This is a genomic window from Pseudomonas sp. 9.2(2024) (assembly GCF_039695385.1).
Lineage (GTDB): Bacteria > Pseudomonadota > Gammaproteobacteria > Pseudomonadales > Pseudomonadaceae > Aquipseudomonas > Aquipseudomonas paraglycinae.
In genome coordinates this window covers 1,169,041-1,184,225 of record NZ_CP155585.1, presented here as the reverse complement: position 1 = coordinate 1,184,225, position 15,185 = coordinate 1,169,041, and the positions used below count along the sequence as shown (strand labels likewise).

General features: G+C 62.5%; 11 protein-coding genes. 3 read left to right on the top strand and 8 right to left on the bottom strand.

All coding sequences use genetic code 11. From position 1 onward, the window contains the following. Positions 1-142: 142 nt before the first annotated feature. The 3 genes from ABFB52_RS05180 to ptsP are packed head-to-tail and all read right to left on the bottom strand — an operon-like array spanning position 143 to position 5,690. Positions 143-1,876 carry a PTS fructose-like transporter subunit IIB gene (locus ABFB52_RS05180; protein WP_129972366.1) on the bottom strand — a complete coding sequence of 578 codons (1,734 nt, stop codon included), beginning with the start codon at positions 1,874-1,876 and terminating at the stop codon, positions 143-145. Between the two features lie 11 nt (positions 1,877-1,887). Continuing rightward, positions 1,888-2,829 carry a 1-phosphofructokinase gene (gene pfkB / locus ABFB52_RS05175; RefSeq protein WP_129972367.1) on the bottom strand — a complete coding sequence of 314 codons (942 nt, stop codon included), beginning with the start codon at positions 2,827-2,829 and terminating at the stop codon, positions 1,888-1,890. After that, positions 2,829-5,690, bottom strand: a complete 2,862-nt coding sequence (ptsP, locus tag ABFB52_RS05170) for a phosphoenolpyruvate--protein phosphotransferase (protein WP_102687352.1) — start codon at positions 5,688-5,690, stop codon at positions 2,829-2,831. Before ptsP ends, pfkB begins: the two co-directional genes overlap by 1 nt. A 306-nt stretch (positions 5,691-5,996) precedes the next feature. On the opposite strand from ptsP, the gene cra reads away from it, so the two are divergent. Both cra and ABFB52_RS05160 read left to right on the top strand, forming a co-directional pair. Further along, positions 5,997-6,992 (top strand): catabolite repressor/activator, encoded by a 996-nt coding sequence (gene cra / locus ABFB52_RS05165; RefSeq protein ID WP_085746890.1) that lies wholly within the window; start codon positions 5,997-5,999, stop codon positions 6,990-6,992. 3 nt (positions 6,993-6,995) lie between these two features. Beyond that, on the top strand, positions 6,996-7,772 hold the full coding sequence (locus ABFB52_RS05160; protein ID WP_129972368.1) for a TatD family hydrolase: 777 nt from the start codon (positions 6,996-6,998) through the stop codon (positions 7,770-7,772). A gap of 17 nt (positions 7,773-7,789) precedes the next feature. Here ABFB52_RS05160 and ABFB52_RS05155 read toward each other — a convergent pair whose 3' ends face one another. The 4 genes from ABFB52_RS05155 to ABFB52_RS05140 form a co-directional block, all read right to left on the bottom strand. Beyond that, positions 7,790-9,820, bottom strand: coding sequence for a methyl-accepting chemotaxis protein (locus ABFB52_RS05155; protein WP_129972369.1), 2,031 nt, complete (start codon positions 9,818-9,820; stop codon positions 7,790-7,792). Positions 9,821-9,977: 157 nt separating this feature from the next. Next, complete coding sequence (gene ampE, locus ABFB52_RS05150; protein ID WP_085746887.1) at positions 9,978-10,811, bottom strand: regulatory signaling modulator protein AmpE; 834 nt, start codon at positions 10,809-10,811, stop codon at positions 9,978-9,980. Continuing rightward, positions 10,808-11,368 carry a 1,6-anhydro-N-acetylmuramyl-L-alanine amidase AmpD gene (ampD, locus tag ABFB52_RS05145; RefSeq protein ID WP_011332414.1) on the bottom strand — a complete coding sequence of 187 codons (561 nt, stop codon included), beginning with the start codon at positions 11,366-11,368 and terminating at the stop codon, positions 10,808-10,810. Before ampD ends, ampE begins: the two co-directional genes overlap by 4 nt. A 64-nt stretch (positions 11,369-11,432) precedes the next feature. Further along, positions 11,433-13,622: a DUF1631 domain-containing protein gene (locus ABFB52_RS05140; protein WP_129972370.1), complete on the bottom strand. Its 2,190-nt coding sequence runs from the start codon at positions 13,620-13,622 to the stop codon at positions 11,433-11,435. A gap of 255 nt (positions 13,623-13,877) precedes the next feature. Here ABFB52_RS05140 and nadC point away from each other — a divergent pair, with 255 nt between their 5' ends. Further along, positions 13,878-14,726 (top strand): carboxylating nicotinate-nucleotide diphosphorylase, encoded by an 849-nt coding sequence (nadC, locus tag ABFB52_RS05135; RefSeq protein WP_007953729.1) that lies wholly within the window; start codon positions 13,878-13,880, stop codon positions 14,724-14,726. Positions 14,727-14,814: 88 nt separating this feature from the next. Here nadC and ABFB52_RS05130 read toward each other — a convergent pair whose 3' ends face one another. After that, positions 14,815-15,114, bottom strand: a complete 300-nt coding sequence (locus tag ABFB52_RS05130; protein WP_039769697.1) for a DUF6388 family protein — start codon at positions 15,112-15,114, stop codon at positions 14,815-14,817. Positions 15,115-15,185 lie beyond the last annotated feature (71 nt).

Here is a 15,185-nt window from a genome sequence, read left to right as displayed (position 1 = left end):
TCGCGATAACTTAATTCTCCAGCGACAGTTTCATTACTAAAAACCAGCCTGCTGGCGATAGCGATGGATTGGGCGACATTGATGTCACAGACAGATTGCTATCGCTAGTAGGGCTAGCTCCTAGATGGGTTGGCGGTGGCTGCTAAGCTTTGGCAGGTTCCATTGCGAGCTCGACAGCCTCGGGGCGTTTGACCGTCGCATAGACGATGGCGGTTAGCAGACTGCCCGCGACAATCGCCAGCAGGTACAACAGCGCATGGTTGATCGCGTTCGGAATCGCCAGCACGAACAGCCCACCGTGAGGCGCCATCAGCTTGCAGCCGAAATACATCGACAGCGCACCGGTCAACGCACCGCCGGCAATGCTTGCCGGGATCACCCGCAACGGGTCTTTCGCCGCAAACGGAATCGCCCCTTCAGAGATGAAGCACAACCCGAGCACCAGCGCCGCTTTACCGGCTTCGCGTTCAGTCTGGGCGAACTTGCGTCGGGCGATAAAAGTGGCGATGCCGAGACCAATCGGCGGCACCATGCCGGCGGCCATGGTCGCGGCCATCGGTGCATAACTCTGCGAGGCCAGCAGCCCCACCGAGAATGCATAGGCAGCCTTGTTGATCGGCCCGCCGAGGTCGACGCACATCATGCCGCCCAGCAGCACACCGAGCAGAATCGCGTTGGTGGTGCCCATGCTGTCGAGGAAATGCGTGAGCGCCGCGAGCATCCCGGCCACCGGTTTGCCGACCACGTAAATCATCACCAGCCCGGTGAACAGACTGGCGAACAACGGGATGATCAGAATCGGTTTCAGCGCTTCAAGGCTTTGCGGCAGCGCCACATAGCGACTGATTGCTTTGGCGGCATAGCCTGCGATAAAACCGGCGACGATCCCGCCAATGAAGCCGGCGCCCAGGGTACTCGCCAGCAAACCGCCGATCATGCCCGGCGCGAGTCCGGGACGGTCGGCAATCGACCAGGCGATGTAACCGGCCAGCAAAGGCACCATCAACTTGAACGCGGTCTCGCCACCGATCTGCATCAGCGCCGCCGCCAGCGTGCCTTCTTCCTTGAACGCGGTGATGCCGAACACGAACGACAAGGCGATCATCAGACCGCCCGCCACTACCATCGGCAGCATGAACGACACACCGGTCAGCAGGTGTTTGTAGACGCCGCTTTTCTCTTGTTTGGCCGGGGCCTTGCCGTCGCCGGCAGCGCTTTCCACGACACCTTCGGCCAGGGCTTTTTTCAGCGTGGCTTCGGACTGTTTCAACGCAATCCCGGTGCCGCAGCGGTAGATTTTCTTGCCGGCGAAACGCTCGGTGGCGACTTCAATGTCAGCCGCCAGCAGCACCACGTCAGCCTCGGCAATCGCGGCTGCGCTCAGCGGATTGCGCGCGCCGACCGAGCCCTGGGTTTCGACTTGCAGGTCGTAGCCCAGACGCTTGGCAGCCTGCTGCAAGGCTTCGGCGGCCATGAAGGTGTGGGCGACGCCGGTCGGGCACGCAGTGACAGCGACCAGACGTGGTGCTTGAGCACTGGCAACCACGGGCGGCGTTTCGGCAGCGACGTAAATTTCGGCCTCGACCGCGCCACGCCGCAGCACGTCTTCCACATCCTGCAGGGCTTGCGCCGGCGCGATCCGAAAGACTTTCTTGCCGATGAACCGGGTCATGTCCACAGTTCCCGTGGCCACCAGCAACACCCACTCGGCGGCCTCGATGGTGGCCGCCGACAACTCGCGTTCCGGGTGCGCCGCATCCACCACTTCGACGCTGGTGCTCCAGCCCTGACGCTGGGCCGCGGCATCCAGCAGCCGGGCGCACAGCACACTGGTGACCATGCCGTTCGGGCAGGCCGTGACAATGGCTAACTTCATGACAAACCCTCTTATTGTTCTGTCAGGGGGCGCACGCGCACGCCCTGTTCGAGCTGCGCCAGTTGCGCGGCATCGTGAATACCGAAACCGATCTGGGTCACCGCCTGCGCCGCAATCGCGGTGGCCGTGCGCAGGGTTTGCTCCGGCGTGTCGGAGCTGAGCAGACCGTGGAGCATGCCGGCCAGCAACGAATCGCCGGCACCGACCGTGCTGGCGACGCTGACTTTCGGCGGCGTCGCATGCAGCGCCGAGCCGACGCTGAACCAGTTCACACCGTCGGCGCCGTGGGAAATCACCACATGCTCGATGCCCTGGGCGTGCAACCGATTGGCCGCTTCAGCCTGAGACGCGTGGGACACCACTTCACAACCCAGCGCATCGGCCAGTTCTTCGGTGTTCGGCTTGATCAGCCACGGACCGGCCTTGAGCGCCGCACGCAAGGCATCGCCGCTGGTGTCCAGGGCGACTTTCAGGCCCAACGCCTTCAAACGCTCGACCAACTCGCGCAGCCACTGTGCAGTCACGCCGCGCGGCAAACTGCCGGCCACCACCACCGCGTCATGCCCCGGCGCGATCTGCACCAGACGCTCCAGCAACGCCTGTTGCGCCACCACGCCCACAACCGGGCCCGGGCCATTGATGTCGGTGATGCGTCCGTCCTGTTCCGCCACCTTGATGTTGCTGCGGGTCTCGCCGGGCACCCGGATAAACGCATCGGTGAAACCGCGTTTGGCGAACAGGGTTTCGAAGGCTTGCAGATTGTCTTCGCCGAGAAAGCCGCTGACCGTCAGTTCATGACCGAGGTCGGCCAGCACTTGTGCGACGTTGACGCCCTTGCCGGCGGCGTGGGTATGCATCTCGTCGCTGCGATTGACCTGACCGGCCTCCAGACGTGGCAACTGCACCGTAAGGTCCAGCGCCGGGTTGAGGGTCAGGGTGAGAATCTTGGCCATTACAGGGCCTCCACTAATGCGCGCACTTCGTTGGCGCTGCCCACGGCCAGGGCTTGTTGAGCAAGGGTTTGCGATTGCGTCAGGCTGAGTTCGCGGATGCGCGCCTTGACCTCGGCGATGCTGCGCCCGGAGACGCTCAGTTCATCCACACCGAGGCCGACCAGCACCGGCACCGCCAGCGGATCCGCCGCCAGCTCGCCGCACACACCGACCCATTTGCCATGGGCATGGGCCGCGCGCACGGTGATGTCGATCAGTTGCAGCACCGCCGGGTGCAGACCGTCAGCCTGGGCGGACAGGGTCGGATGACCGCGGTCGATCGCCAGCGTGTACTGGGTCAGGTCGTTGGTGCCGACGCTGAAGAAGTCCACCTCTTTGGCCAGCACCGGCGCCAGCAACGCGGCAGACGGCACCTCGATCATGATCCCCAGTTGCAGGTCGGCAACCGGTATTTCCAGACGCAAGCGTTCGGTCATGTCGCGGGCCTGACGCCACTCTTCGACGCTGCCGACCATAGGGAACATGATCCGCAACGGACGGTTGTCCGCAGAACGCAGCAAGGCGCGCAACTGCGCTTCCATGATCTGCGGACGCTGCAAGGTCAGGCGAATGCCGCGTACGCCGAGGAACGGGTTTTCTTCCTTGGCGATCGGCCAATACGGCAGCGGTTTGTCGCCGCCGACATCGAGGGTGCGCACCACCAGCGGCCGACCGGCGAGGCCGTCGAGGACGCGGCGGTATTCGGCTTCCTGAGTCGCCTCGTCCGGCGCTTGCGGGTGGGCCATGAAAATCAGTTCGGTGCGCAGCAGGCCGATGCCTTCGGCGCCCTGCTCCACCGCGCTGATCACACCGGCGCTCTCACCGATGTTGGCAAACACTTCCACGGCGTGGCCGTCGGTGGTGTGCGCCGGTTGATGACGTTGTTCGGCGGCGGCTTTCAGGCGTTGTTCGCGGGTGTCGCGTTCTTCGCTGGCGCGTTGCAGGGTCGCGGCATCCGCGTCCACATGCAGGCGACCGCGCTGGCCGTCGAGCAGCAGCGGCGTGCCCGGTTTCAGCAGCAATACCGCAGCGCCCGCGCCGACCAGCGCCGGAATCCCCAACGCGCGAGCCACGATGGCACTGTGCGCGGTGGCGCCGCCACGGGCGGTGAGAATCCCCGCGACCCGCGCCGGATCCAGACGCGCTACGTCGGACGGGCCGACTTCGTCCATCACCAGAATGTACGGTTGCTCTGGCTCGGCGGGCGTCTGCACGCCACACAGTTGCGCCAGCACCCGGCGACCGATGTCACGCAGATCGGCGGCACGTTCAGCGAGCAACGCGTCCTGCAACGCTTCCTGTTGTTTCGCGGCGGCCTCGATCACGGCCATCCAGGCTGCTTCGGCGCTTTCGCCCTGCTTGAGGCGAGTGTCGACTTCGTCGGTGAGTTCCGGGTCGTCGAGCATTTCCTGGTGGGTGATGAAAATCTCGCGGATTGCCTTGGCCTTGCTGCGTTCGATCAGGCCCTGAATGTCCTGACGCACGTCGGCCAGCGCTTGCTTGAGACGCTCGCGCTCGATGGCAGCGGACTCGCCGCGCAACGGGTAATCGATGGTTTGCTGGACCTGAATGTGCGCCGGGCCGATGGCGATGCCGGGGGCGGCAGGGATCGCTTGCAGCAGACTGCCGGAGGCCGGGGCAGTCAGCACTTCTGCAATGTCCGTAATCACTTCACGCTGTTGACTGACTGCGGGCAACGGTTCGACTTCTTCGCCGAGGCCTTCTTCGATGGCGGCCAGCAACGCCGGCAATGCGTCAGCGGCGATGCTCGGTTCGGCGATAATTTCCAGCACCTGCCCGCGACGGGCGCCGAGGCTCAGCAGTTTGCTCAGGCTTTTCACCGATACCGCGCTGTCCTGACCGTCGACGATGCGCACACGGATTTCGCCGTCAAAACTCTTCGCCAGTTGCGCGAGGATCTTCGCCGGCCGCGCGTGCAGACCATGGGCGTTGGCCAATGCGATACGCGCACTCGGCCAGTCGGCCGGCAACTCACCGCCGAGCACCTCGAGGACTTTGCGGCTGCTGGTGGCGCGGCCCAGTTCATGGCCGCGACCTTCGATCAGCAACGCGCACAACCGCTCAAGCAACGCCTGATGCGCTTCACCCAGACTGGCCAGACAGAACAGACCGCTGAGCGGCTGGCCGAGGTAGCGCATCGGTTTGTCCGGCGTGACGAACGCCAGCCCCGGACGCTTCACGGTCTGTTCGCTGTGCAGCCACCACAGGCCATCGCCCAGCGGCAGCGCTTCAACTTGCTGCAACACCCCTGCGAAACCGTTGCTCACGCAATCGGCCTGGCGCAGCAGACGTGCCCCGCGCCAGACCAATTCTTCGAAATCGTCGGCGGAAACCCCGAGGCCAATCATCTGCGCATCCAGCGCCAGCTCTTGCGGCGCGCCTTGCAGCAGTTTCAGCAGCGCTTCGGGCGAACTCGCGCGGCGCAGGGCCTGACCCAGATCGGTCTCGCCGAGGGCGCGGGTCAGCAGTTGCAGCAGGCGCAGGTGTTCGTCGGATTTGGCGGCGATGCCGATGGCCAGATAAACGATCTGGCCATCGCCCCAGTCCACGCCGTCGGGAAACTGCATCAGGCGCACGCCGGTGGCGAACACCTGATCGCGGGTTTCGGGCGTGCCGTGGGGGATCGCAATGCCTTGGCCGAGGAAGGTCGAACCCTGAGCCTCCCGGGCCTGCAGGCCGGCGAGGTATCCGTCGGCGACCAGACCATCGGCGACCAGATGACTGGCCAGCAATTGCAAAGCGGCGGGTTTATCCACAGCCGACTGGCCCATGGATATCTGCTCTACAGTGAGCTCGAGCATGCGATCTCCTTTTTGGCGCGGTGGTGCGCCAGGTATTGTTTTGAATGGTTGCAGCTTAGGCGCTGTAGGCCATCCTTTTCAGGAGGCAGTTTTGGCGGTTTCACGGCAGAACCGGCCAAAGGCGTCTAAAACGTAGAAAATACGCTTGCTGAAACGTTTAATCTAGATTGATCGGCACGTTACTCGATAATGTCCCATCCTTGAAGTCCAACTTGTCGGATGCGCTGCGACAATGGTCGCCTGCCTGAATCGGGTAGGATTGGCGAAAATGTCGCGGCAAGCTCGAAAAAACAAGGAAATCCCGGGTTGAAACTCAGTGATATCGCGCGGTTGGCCGGAGTGTCCGTGACCACCGCCAGCTACGTCATCAACGGCAAGGCCGAACAGCAACGCATCAGCACCGCCACCGTCGAGCGGGTGCGGGCGGTGGTCGATCTGCACGGCTTTACCCCCAATCCACAGGCGGCCGGGCTGCGCAGTCGGCACACCCGGACCCTGGGTTTTATCCTGCCGGATCTGGAAAACCCCAGTTACGCGCGGATCGCCAAACTGCTGGAGCAAGGCGCCCGTGCGCGGGGCTATCAGCTGCTGATCGCCAGCTCCGACGATGCACCGGACAGCGAGCGGCAACTGCTGCAACTGTTCCGCGCCCGACGCTGCGATGCGTTGATCGTCGCCAGTTGTCTGCCGGCCGGTGACGACAGTTATCGCCAGTTGCAGGCCAAGGGTCTGCCGATCATTGCCATCGACCGGGTGATGGATGCCGAGCATTTCTGTTCGGTGGTCAGCGATGACCGCGAAGCCAGCCTGCACCTGACCGAAAGCCTGCTCGACCCGCAGCCGAAACAGATCGTGCTGCTGGGCGCCCGCCCGGAACTGAGCATCAGCCAGGAACGTGAAGCCGGGTTCAAGCAAGCCCTGGCCGGGTTCAAGGGCGAAGTGCTGATCGAACACGCCGAGTCCTTCAGCCGCGAGTGCGGCAAGCAGTTGATGGAAGAACTCCTGCAACGCCTCGGGCATTTGCCGGATGCGCTGGTGACCACGTCCTACGTACTGTTGCAGGGCGTGTTCGACGCGCTGCATGACTTCCCGTTAAAAAACCGTCCGCTGCGCCTCGGCACATTCGGCGACACCCAGTTGCTCGACTTCCTGCCGCTGCCGGTCAACGCCATGGCCCAGCAGCACCAGTTGATCGCCGACAAGGCGCTGGAACTGGCACTCGCAGCGGTCGAGCAATCGGACTATCAGTCTGGCGTGCAAGCCATTGCCCGTACCTTCAAGCAGCGTATTCACCGGGATTGAGCCGTGGAGCTGATCGACAGCCACACCCATCTGGACTTCCCCGACTTCGACGCCGACCGCGCGGCGCTGCTCACCGAAAGCCGCGCCCTCGGGGTGCGGCGAATGGTGGTGCTCGGGGTCTACGAGGGGAACTGGCAGCGGGTGTGGGATCTGGTGCAAAGCGATAGCGATCTGTACGCGGCCTTCGGATTGCACCCCGTCTATCTCGATCAGCATCGGCCTGAAGACCTGCATGCACTGGGCGATTGGCTGACACGGCTGAAGGGTCATCGGCAGCTGTGTGCGGTCGGCGAAATCGGCCTGGACTACTTCATCGAAACCCTCGACCGCGAACGCCAGCAAGCGCTTTTCGAGGCACAACTACAATTGGCGGCAGATTTTGAACTGCCGGCATTGATCCATGTGCGGCGCAGCCATGCGGCGGTGATCGCCACGCTCAAGCGCTTCAAGCTCAAACGCGCCGGCATCATTCACGCCTTCGCAGGCAGCCGTGAAGAAGCGCGGGAATACATCAAGCTCGGTTTCAAACTCGGCCTCGGAGGTGCACCGACCTGGCCGCAGGCGTTGCGCATGCATAGGGTGCTGGCCGACTTGCCGCTGGATTCGGTGGTATTGGAAACCGACTCACCGGACATGGCACCCGCCATGTTCCCCGGCGTGCGCAATACGCCGGCGCATTTGCCGGCGATCTGCACGTCACTCGCCGCTTTGATGAACATCGATCCGGAACAACTGGCCGCCGCCAGTACGGCTAACGCTTGCCAACTGTTTCACTGGTAAACAGTCGGCAGGACACGTCAAACCCGGAACGCGCTGATCAACTGCTTCAACTCGACCACCTGCGCCGACAACGCGCGGCTGGCATCTTCGGTCTGATGCGCACCTTCTGCGGTGCGCTCGCCGGCACGGTTGATCTCGACGATGTTCTGGTCAATGTCGTGGGCCACGGCGGTCTGCTGCTCGACGGCGGCGGCGATTTGCTGATTCTGGTCGACGATCATGCCGACAGCGCCGAGGATGTTTTCCAGCGCCTGCTGGACCTTTTCTGACTGCCCCACCGTGCCGTTGGCCATCTGATGGCTGACGCCCATGGCCTTCACCGCCGCACCGACGCCACCGTGAAGCTTGGCGATCATCTGCTCGATTTCTTCGGTCGATTGCTGAGTGCGTTTGGCCAGCGTCCGGACTTCGTCAGCGACCACGGCAAAACCGCGCCCCTGTTCGCCCGCCCGCGCAGCCTCGATCGCGGCATTGAGCGCCAGCAGATTGGTCTGTTCGGCGATGCTCTTGATCACTTCCAGAACGCGGCTGATCGACTGACTGTCGCTGGCCAACTGGTTGATCACCAGCACCGACTGATCGATTTCGCTCGCCAGTGCCGCGATGCTGCCCTGCTGCGATTCCACCAGTCTGCGACCGCTAATGGTTTCGTCGTTCACGCTGTGGGCGCTGCTGACCGCGGCCGCCGCACTGCGTGCCACCTCCAGCGACGTTGCCGACATCTGGTTCATCGCGGTGGCCACTTGCTCGATCTGCGTGCGTTGCCCGGCGACCGCCTGATTGCTTTGCGCCGAGACGTTTTCCACTTGCCCCGCCTGTCGCTCGACCTCGCCAACGGTGTGGCCGACCCGTTCGATCAGGTCATGGATCTTCCTCACCGTACCGTTGAACACTTCGCCCAACTCGCCGAGTTCATCGCGGCTGTTGGCGCGGAAATTCACTGTCATGTCGCCTGCCGCGACTTTATCCATCATGGCGCCGAGGTTTTTCAGGGTGGCGCGAGTCGAGGCGTAGAACCCGCCGTAGAGATAGAAAATCAACACGAACACCACCGACAACGCCACGGCTTGCAGCACCATGTGCGTACGGTTTTGCCCCAGGCGCTGTTGCAATTGGGTGTCGAGGAATTTCAGGGTGGCGTCGTTGAGCTGATAGGTCTGGTCCATCAGCCCGGTGACCTGGTCATAAAACCCCTGCCATGGAGCGTCGAGGGTTTCGGCCATCACCACTTGTTCTTCGATCAGTGTGCCGGCCTGTTTCAGCGATGCCTTGCTGGCATCGGCCGGTGCACTCAGGGAATCACGGGCGGCTTTGCTGGAGCCCAGCGCGTCCTGCAATTTCAGGCCATATTCGGCCTGAAGTTTTTCGATCTGCACCAGCAACTCGTCGAAGCGGGTGCTCGACGAACTGTTGAGAAAGCCCTGGCCCAATGAATACGAGCCCATCGCCCGACCTTCGCCCAAGGCCTGGGTGACGGCCGGCGTGGTCGCGGTGATCAGCTCGCTGAGCTGGCGAATGTCGCCCTGATTGTCGCGACTCAATCCGGCCTGACTGGCCACGATCTGGCTGAAAATCTGCGCATTGCCCAGCAGTTTGCCGATCAGCGCACTTTTGCTTTGCAGGGAGTTTTCCGCTTGCTGGGCCTTGAAGGCGGCGATCATTTCATCGCGCTTGGTCTCGAAGAACTTGATCTGCTCCGTATCCTCCGTCATGGGAGTCAGCCCTTGCAGGCGCGCCAGGACGTTTTGCTCAAGGCTGGTGATCTGCGCCTCGACATTGCCGGCCTTGCCGGACTGGCCGAGGGTGACATTGATCTGCACCAGATTGTTGAGGGTTTCCAGATCCCGGCGCAGGGTCAGGCTGCTGCCCAGCAGATCGAGGCTCTGCAGCTCCACCCGGGTGCCCTGGAATTCACGGTAGGAATCGCGCACCAGATAGAAATTGGTCACCAGCATCGGCACCAGGAACAGCACGCTGATCAGGCTGAACTTCATGCCGAAGCTCAAGCGGTTCATCAGCGAGACGGCGGGATAGAGCAAGCTCTTCACTGGAAGTCTCCCTTGGTTTTTTCTTGTTTTTATTGGCAGGCGCGGGGCGACAGCAGATAGCCACTATCGGGCGCCATCTCTGTATAGCTCAAATCGAAGGGAGGTTTTGTAACTTAAGGTTAACGAGGGGGATTGCCCCCCTCGTCACAGGAACGGCCTACGCCAGCACCGTCCACAGGGCAAATCCGGCATACCACAGCACCGCCGCCCGCAGCAGCAGTTCCCACAGGCAGTCGAGGGTGTTGATGCCTTCGGGACCGACAGCGGCCGGCGGGATTTCCCCGGCAGCCAGCCCGACCTTGTTGATCAGTTGGGCGGCGCTGATGTTCCAGTTCAGCAGTTCGTGCAGCATCACCCGGCTGACCGCGACGAAGTTGCCGACCAGAGCAAGACTCGCCGCCAGCAGGCGTACCGGCACCCAGTCGAAGGCGTGGCGCAGTTGCCCTGCCCGTTCCGCCACCGCCGGGTTCTGGGCGTTTTCTTCCGCCAGCGCCAGCAAGCGATAGCTCAGCGCCGCGACCGGGCCGAGCAGGAAGTACCAGAAAATCACCGCAAAGAAACTCTGGTAGGCCTGCCACAACAGATGCCGTTGCACTTGCTCCAGCAATTGCTCGCCGCTTTCGGCGCAGATGTTCAGATCACGCTTGGCCACATGGGCGGCGGCCTGCAGATCCTCACGGCGCCAGGCGTCGCGAAATGGCCCTAGTTCGCCGAGCAGATCGCCGCGCCCCAGGCTGTAAATCACCACCAGCAAATGCACCGGCAACGCCAGCAGACCATAGGCCACCGGCTCCAGTACCAACAGCAGCAAGCCCAGCAACGCCACCGGCAGCAGCACCAGAACAATCAGCACCAGCCACGGCTGTTTCGCCAGCCCACCGGTTTCAAGCTTGTGCAGTTCGCGGATCCATCCGCCATCGCCTTGAACCCGTTGGCGCAGGGCCGAGAACTTCTCGATCCATACCGCCAGCAGTAACACCAGAAAACTCATTGTCCTTCCTCTTGTGCCAGGGCGGCGCGGTAGCGTGCCCAGTCGAATGCGGGTCCGGGATCGGTCTTGCGTCCCGGGGCGATGTCGCTGTGCCCGCAGATGCGCTCGACGGTGATCGCCGGGAACGCCGCCTGTATCTGCCGGGTCAGCACGGTCAACGCCTGGTACTGCGCATCGGTGAACGGCAGATCATCGGTGCCTTCCAGCTCGATGCCTACGGAAAAATCGTTACAGGTTTCCCGTCCCTCGAACACCGAAACGCCGGCATGCCAGGCACGCTCAAGACAGGAGACAAACTGGGTGACCTTGCCGTCACGTTCGATCAGAAAATGCGCAGACACGCGCAGGTCGGCGATCCCGGCAAAGTAGGGATGTTCCGTGACATCCAGACGATTCTGGAAAAATTCCTGCACCTTGCCGGTGGCGAACTGCGCCGGTGGCAGGCTGATGTTGTGGATGACCAACAGGGAGACTTCGCCCGCCGGGCGTTCATTGAAGTTGGGCGAAGGGCAGACCTGCACCCCGTGACACCACCCGCTTGCGGGATCCAACTGCATACCGATTCCTTCAACGCCGACTGTGTTGGCGACCAGTATGCCGTGATCGGCCCCCGGCGCGCGATCACTTGCCGCGATTGAGCCGCCGCAGATTGCCGAGCACCGACTCCAGTGCCCGGTCGAACAGCAAGGTGTCGTCCAGCGCCCGCACCGCGCCGCGACGAAACGCCAGGGCCAGTTCAGTGCGCTCGCGCTCCAGCACTTTCATCCCGGTGCGGTCGACGAACACGTACTTGTTGGTGGCCTCGATGATCGCCGCCAGCTTGCAGCGCAGGGTGTGTTCTTCGTCTTCTTCGAACGCCACCCAACTGCCCAGGCGCAACTGATCGACCTGACGCAAACCTGCGTCGTCGGCCGGCAAACGCGCCGGCGTGCGTGGCTGAAGGCCATCGTCGGCCATCTGCAAGACAATCGCCTGCGACACTTCAATCATTTCCGGCAATGCGGTTTGATCCGGCTCGCTGGACGGTTCGAGCAGGCGCACATGCAGCGCTTCCAGTTCACTGAAGAAGCCGCTGGTGGCAAACGGATCGAAGGCCGAACTGCTCAGGCCGTCGCGCAATGACTTGAGCAACCCCGGCACCAGTGCCAGCAGACGCAGACCGGCTTCGGCGTCGTCGTGGCGCTGCACGCTCCAGATCAATTGCTCCATGGTCTGCACGTCGGCCTGCCACTCGGCAGACTGATCGCCGTGCTTGAGGCAGGTCAGCAGCAATACCTTGCTCCAGGCCTCCTGCACGAACGTCACCACCGACGGTGGCAAGACTTTGCCCAGCAACGCCTGATTCAGCGCCTGCTCGACACGCTGGCGGGCCAGTTCGGTTTTCGCCCGGCCCTCTTCGGCATCGCGTAAACGCTGTTCAAGCAATTCGCTGCGACGGCGTTCGTCACTGGTGAACGCGAGGAAGTCCGCCAGCAACTCGGAAAAAATCGCCGGGTCATCGTCGAAATCCGTCAGCAGGCGCTGCACCACTTGCTCGATGCGCAGGTACAGGCTGTCGCGCGCATTGCCGTCACACTCGCCCCAGCCCATCGCCGCTTCGGCGATTTCATTGAGCAGGCGACGCGCCGGGTGGCTGCTGCGGCTGAAGAAGCTTTTGTCGATCACCGCGACCTTCAACATCGGGATCTGCAACCGGGCGATCAGCGCCTTGAGCGAGTCCGGCAGGTTGCGATCATCGAGGATGCAGTCGAAGACCATCGCCACCAGATTGATCACGTCCTCGTCCGCCCCGCCGACGATTCGTGATTTGCCGCTGCGCACGCTGACCCGGGTCAGCAACTGTTCAAGCTGATGGCGCAGATCGAAATCGTCCTGCACTGCCAGCGCCGGTACGTATTGCTGCAGGTGCGAGAGCAGGCGCAGCAGGTCGCGGGTGGAAATCGGCTGGGCGGGAGCGCTGGGCTCCAGGGTCGGCGCAACGGTGCCGCGCACGTGCAGCAGCAACTCCTGCAACGCGGCGAAGACCTCCTGCACGCCCGCATCGGTCTGGGTTTTGTCGACGCCCTCGAATTCGCTCTGCACGCTGGCCACGGCCTGATCGATGGCGCGACGGGCCGGCGCCGGCTTGAGCTCGGGCAACACGCCCGTGGCGATCAGCAGTTGATTGGCTTCGGCGTAGAGTTGATCGGTATCGGCCAGCACATAGCGTTCGAACAGTTTGAGCAGGATCAGTTTGACCTTGATCTCCACCCCCAGATTGCGCCCGGCCTGCAAGAAGTATTCGCAAAGCATCGCCGGGCCCAGCGGGTTGTATTGATCGTCCAGGGTCTTGCCCAACAGCGCATTGAATCGCGCGGTCAGTTGGTCGAGGGCGAACCCGTCGCGATTCAGCACGCGGCCGACCATGGTTTCGACCGCGACGTTGCGCTCCATGTCGTCGGTGCGCGCGGTAGTGTCCTCATTCTGCAAGGCATGAGAGAGGACGGTGGGGACGGGATCGAATTGAGTGAGGCCGACAAAGGCTTCGAAAAATTGCTCGAGAAAGCCGCGCTCGATGTTCTTGCGCTTGAGGCGCAGGTCGCGCATGGCTTCGAAGAAAATGTTCTGTTCGACGTCGTTGCGTGCCCGGTCGGCCATTTCGAACAGGGTGTCGTCGGCGTTATCGAACAGTTCCTGCAAACCGTTGCGCAGGCGCTGGGCAGCCTTGTCGCGAACCTGAAGCAGAATCACAGGCAGGCGGGCGAGCGGCGAGTGAGTCGCCTGATCGGTAGTGGCCTTGTGCAGAGGCACTACATTCCCGTCGTTGTGCATCCAAGCCTCCTGAAACGGTGATTCGCCGACGTCAAAGTCATGGCGTCAAATGCAAGGCGGATTATCTTGCAAAAGATGTCCCCGGCGCCAGAGCCGTCAGGGTTTCCCCTATACGCCGACACCTTGCAGTGACCACGACAGAAACGGGTTTGCTCAAAGAAAATCGACCGGATGCAGCGCTGCGTGGCTGTTCTCGCCTTGGGTTGGCCGACGCCATGCCCCTATAATCGGGCCACTTAGTTTGTGGAGCCCGTTATGCCGAATCTACGTCTCGCCGATTTGACCGCCGAAATCGAAGCCAACGTGCGCCGTGCGTTGCTCGAAGACATCGGCAGCGGCGACATCACCGCGCAACTGATCCCGGCCGAACGTCTGGCCAAAGCCACCATCATCACCCGCGACGCCGCCGTCATCAGTGGTACGGCCTGGGTTGATGCCGTGTTCCGCCAGCTCGATCCACGGGTGGCGGTGCACTGGCAGGTGCGCGATGGCGAACGGGTTTCGCCGAATCAGCCGCTGTTTCATCTGGAAGGCCCTGCCCGTTCGCTGCTGACCGGTGAGCGCAGCGCCCTGAACTTCCTGCAATTGCTGTCGGGCGTAGCGACCCGCGCGCAGTACCTTGCGGACTTCGTTGCCGAGACTTCGGTGAAACTGCTCGACACCCGCAAGACCCTGCCGGGCCTGCGTCTGGCGCAGAAATATGCGGTCACCTGCGGCGGCTGCCATAACCACCGCATTGGCCTGTACGACGCGTTCCTGATCAAGGAAAACCACATCGCCGCCAGCGGTGGCATCCCGCAGGCCATTGCCGCTGCACACAAGATCGCCCCGGGCAAACCGGTGGAAATCGAAGTGGAAAGTCTGGAGGAGCTGAAGGAGGCGCTGGCCGCCGGTGCCGATATCATCATGCTCGACGAACTGAGCCTCGATGACATGCGCGAAGCCGTGCGCCTGAACGGCGGCAAGGCAAAACTGGAAGCCAGTGGCGGCATCAACGAAAGCACGCTGCTGCCGATCGCTCAGACCGGGGTGGACTACATCTCGATCGGCGCGATGACCAAGGATGTGAAGGCCGTGGACCTGTCGATGCGCCTGAGCATTTAAGGGCAGCGGCAAGATGCGAGCTACAAGCTGCAAGCCAAAGCGGTTGTGCTTTTACTTGTAGCTTGCGGCTTGTAGCTGGCAGCTCTCGTCAAACGACGAGATTGTTCATCTCGCAGTACTCTTCCCACTCGACACCCAGCACTTCAGCCGCTTCCTTGTGCAGTTCCAGGCGCTTGGCCTCGAACTCCTCAGGCGTGCTGGTGTACTTGAGGGTCAATTCCCATGGCTGCAGACCCTGGGCTTCGGCTTCGTCTTCGAACGCCCACTGGATCTGGTCTTTCTGATCATCGGGACTCAGGTCCTTGATCTCTTCCTTCAGATCCGGAACATCCAGGATGTATTTTCTAAGCGCTTCTTCGTGACGTTGCTCTTGAGTTAATTCGGTCATGGCGTTCTCGCTGATCATGGGAATGGAGGATGGATCTGGATCATCAAGGATCTCTCTGACGCGGACTGTCC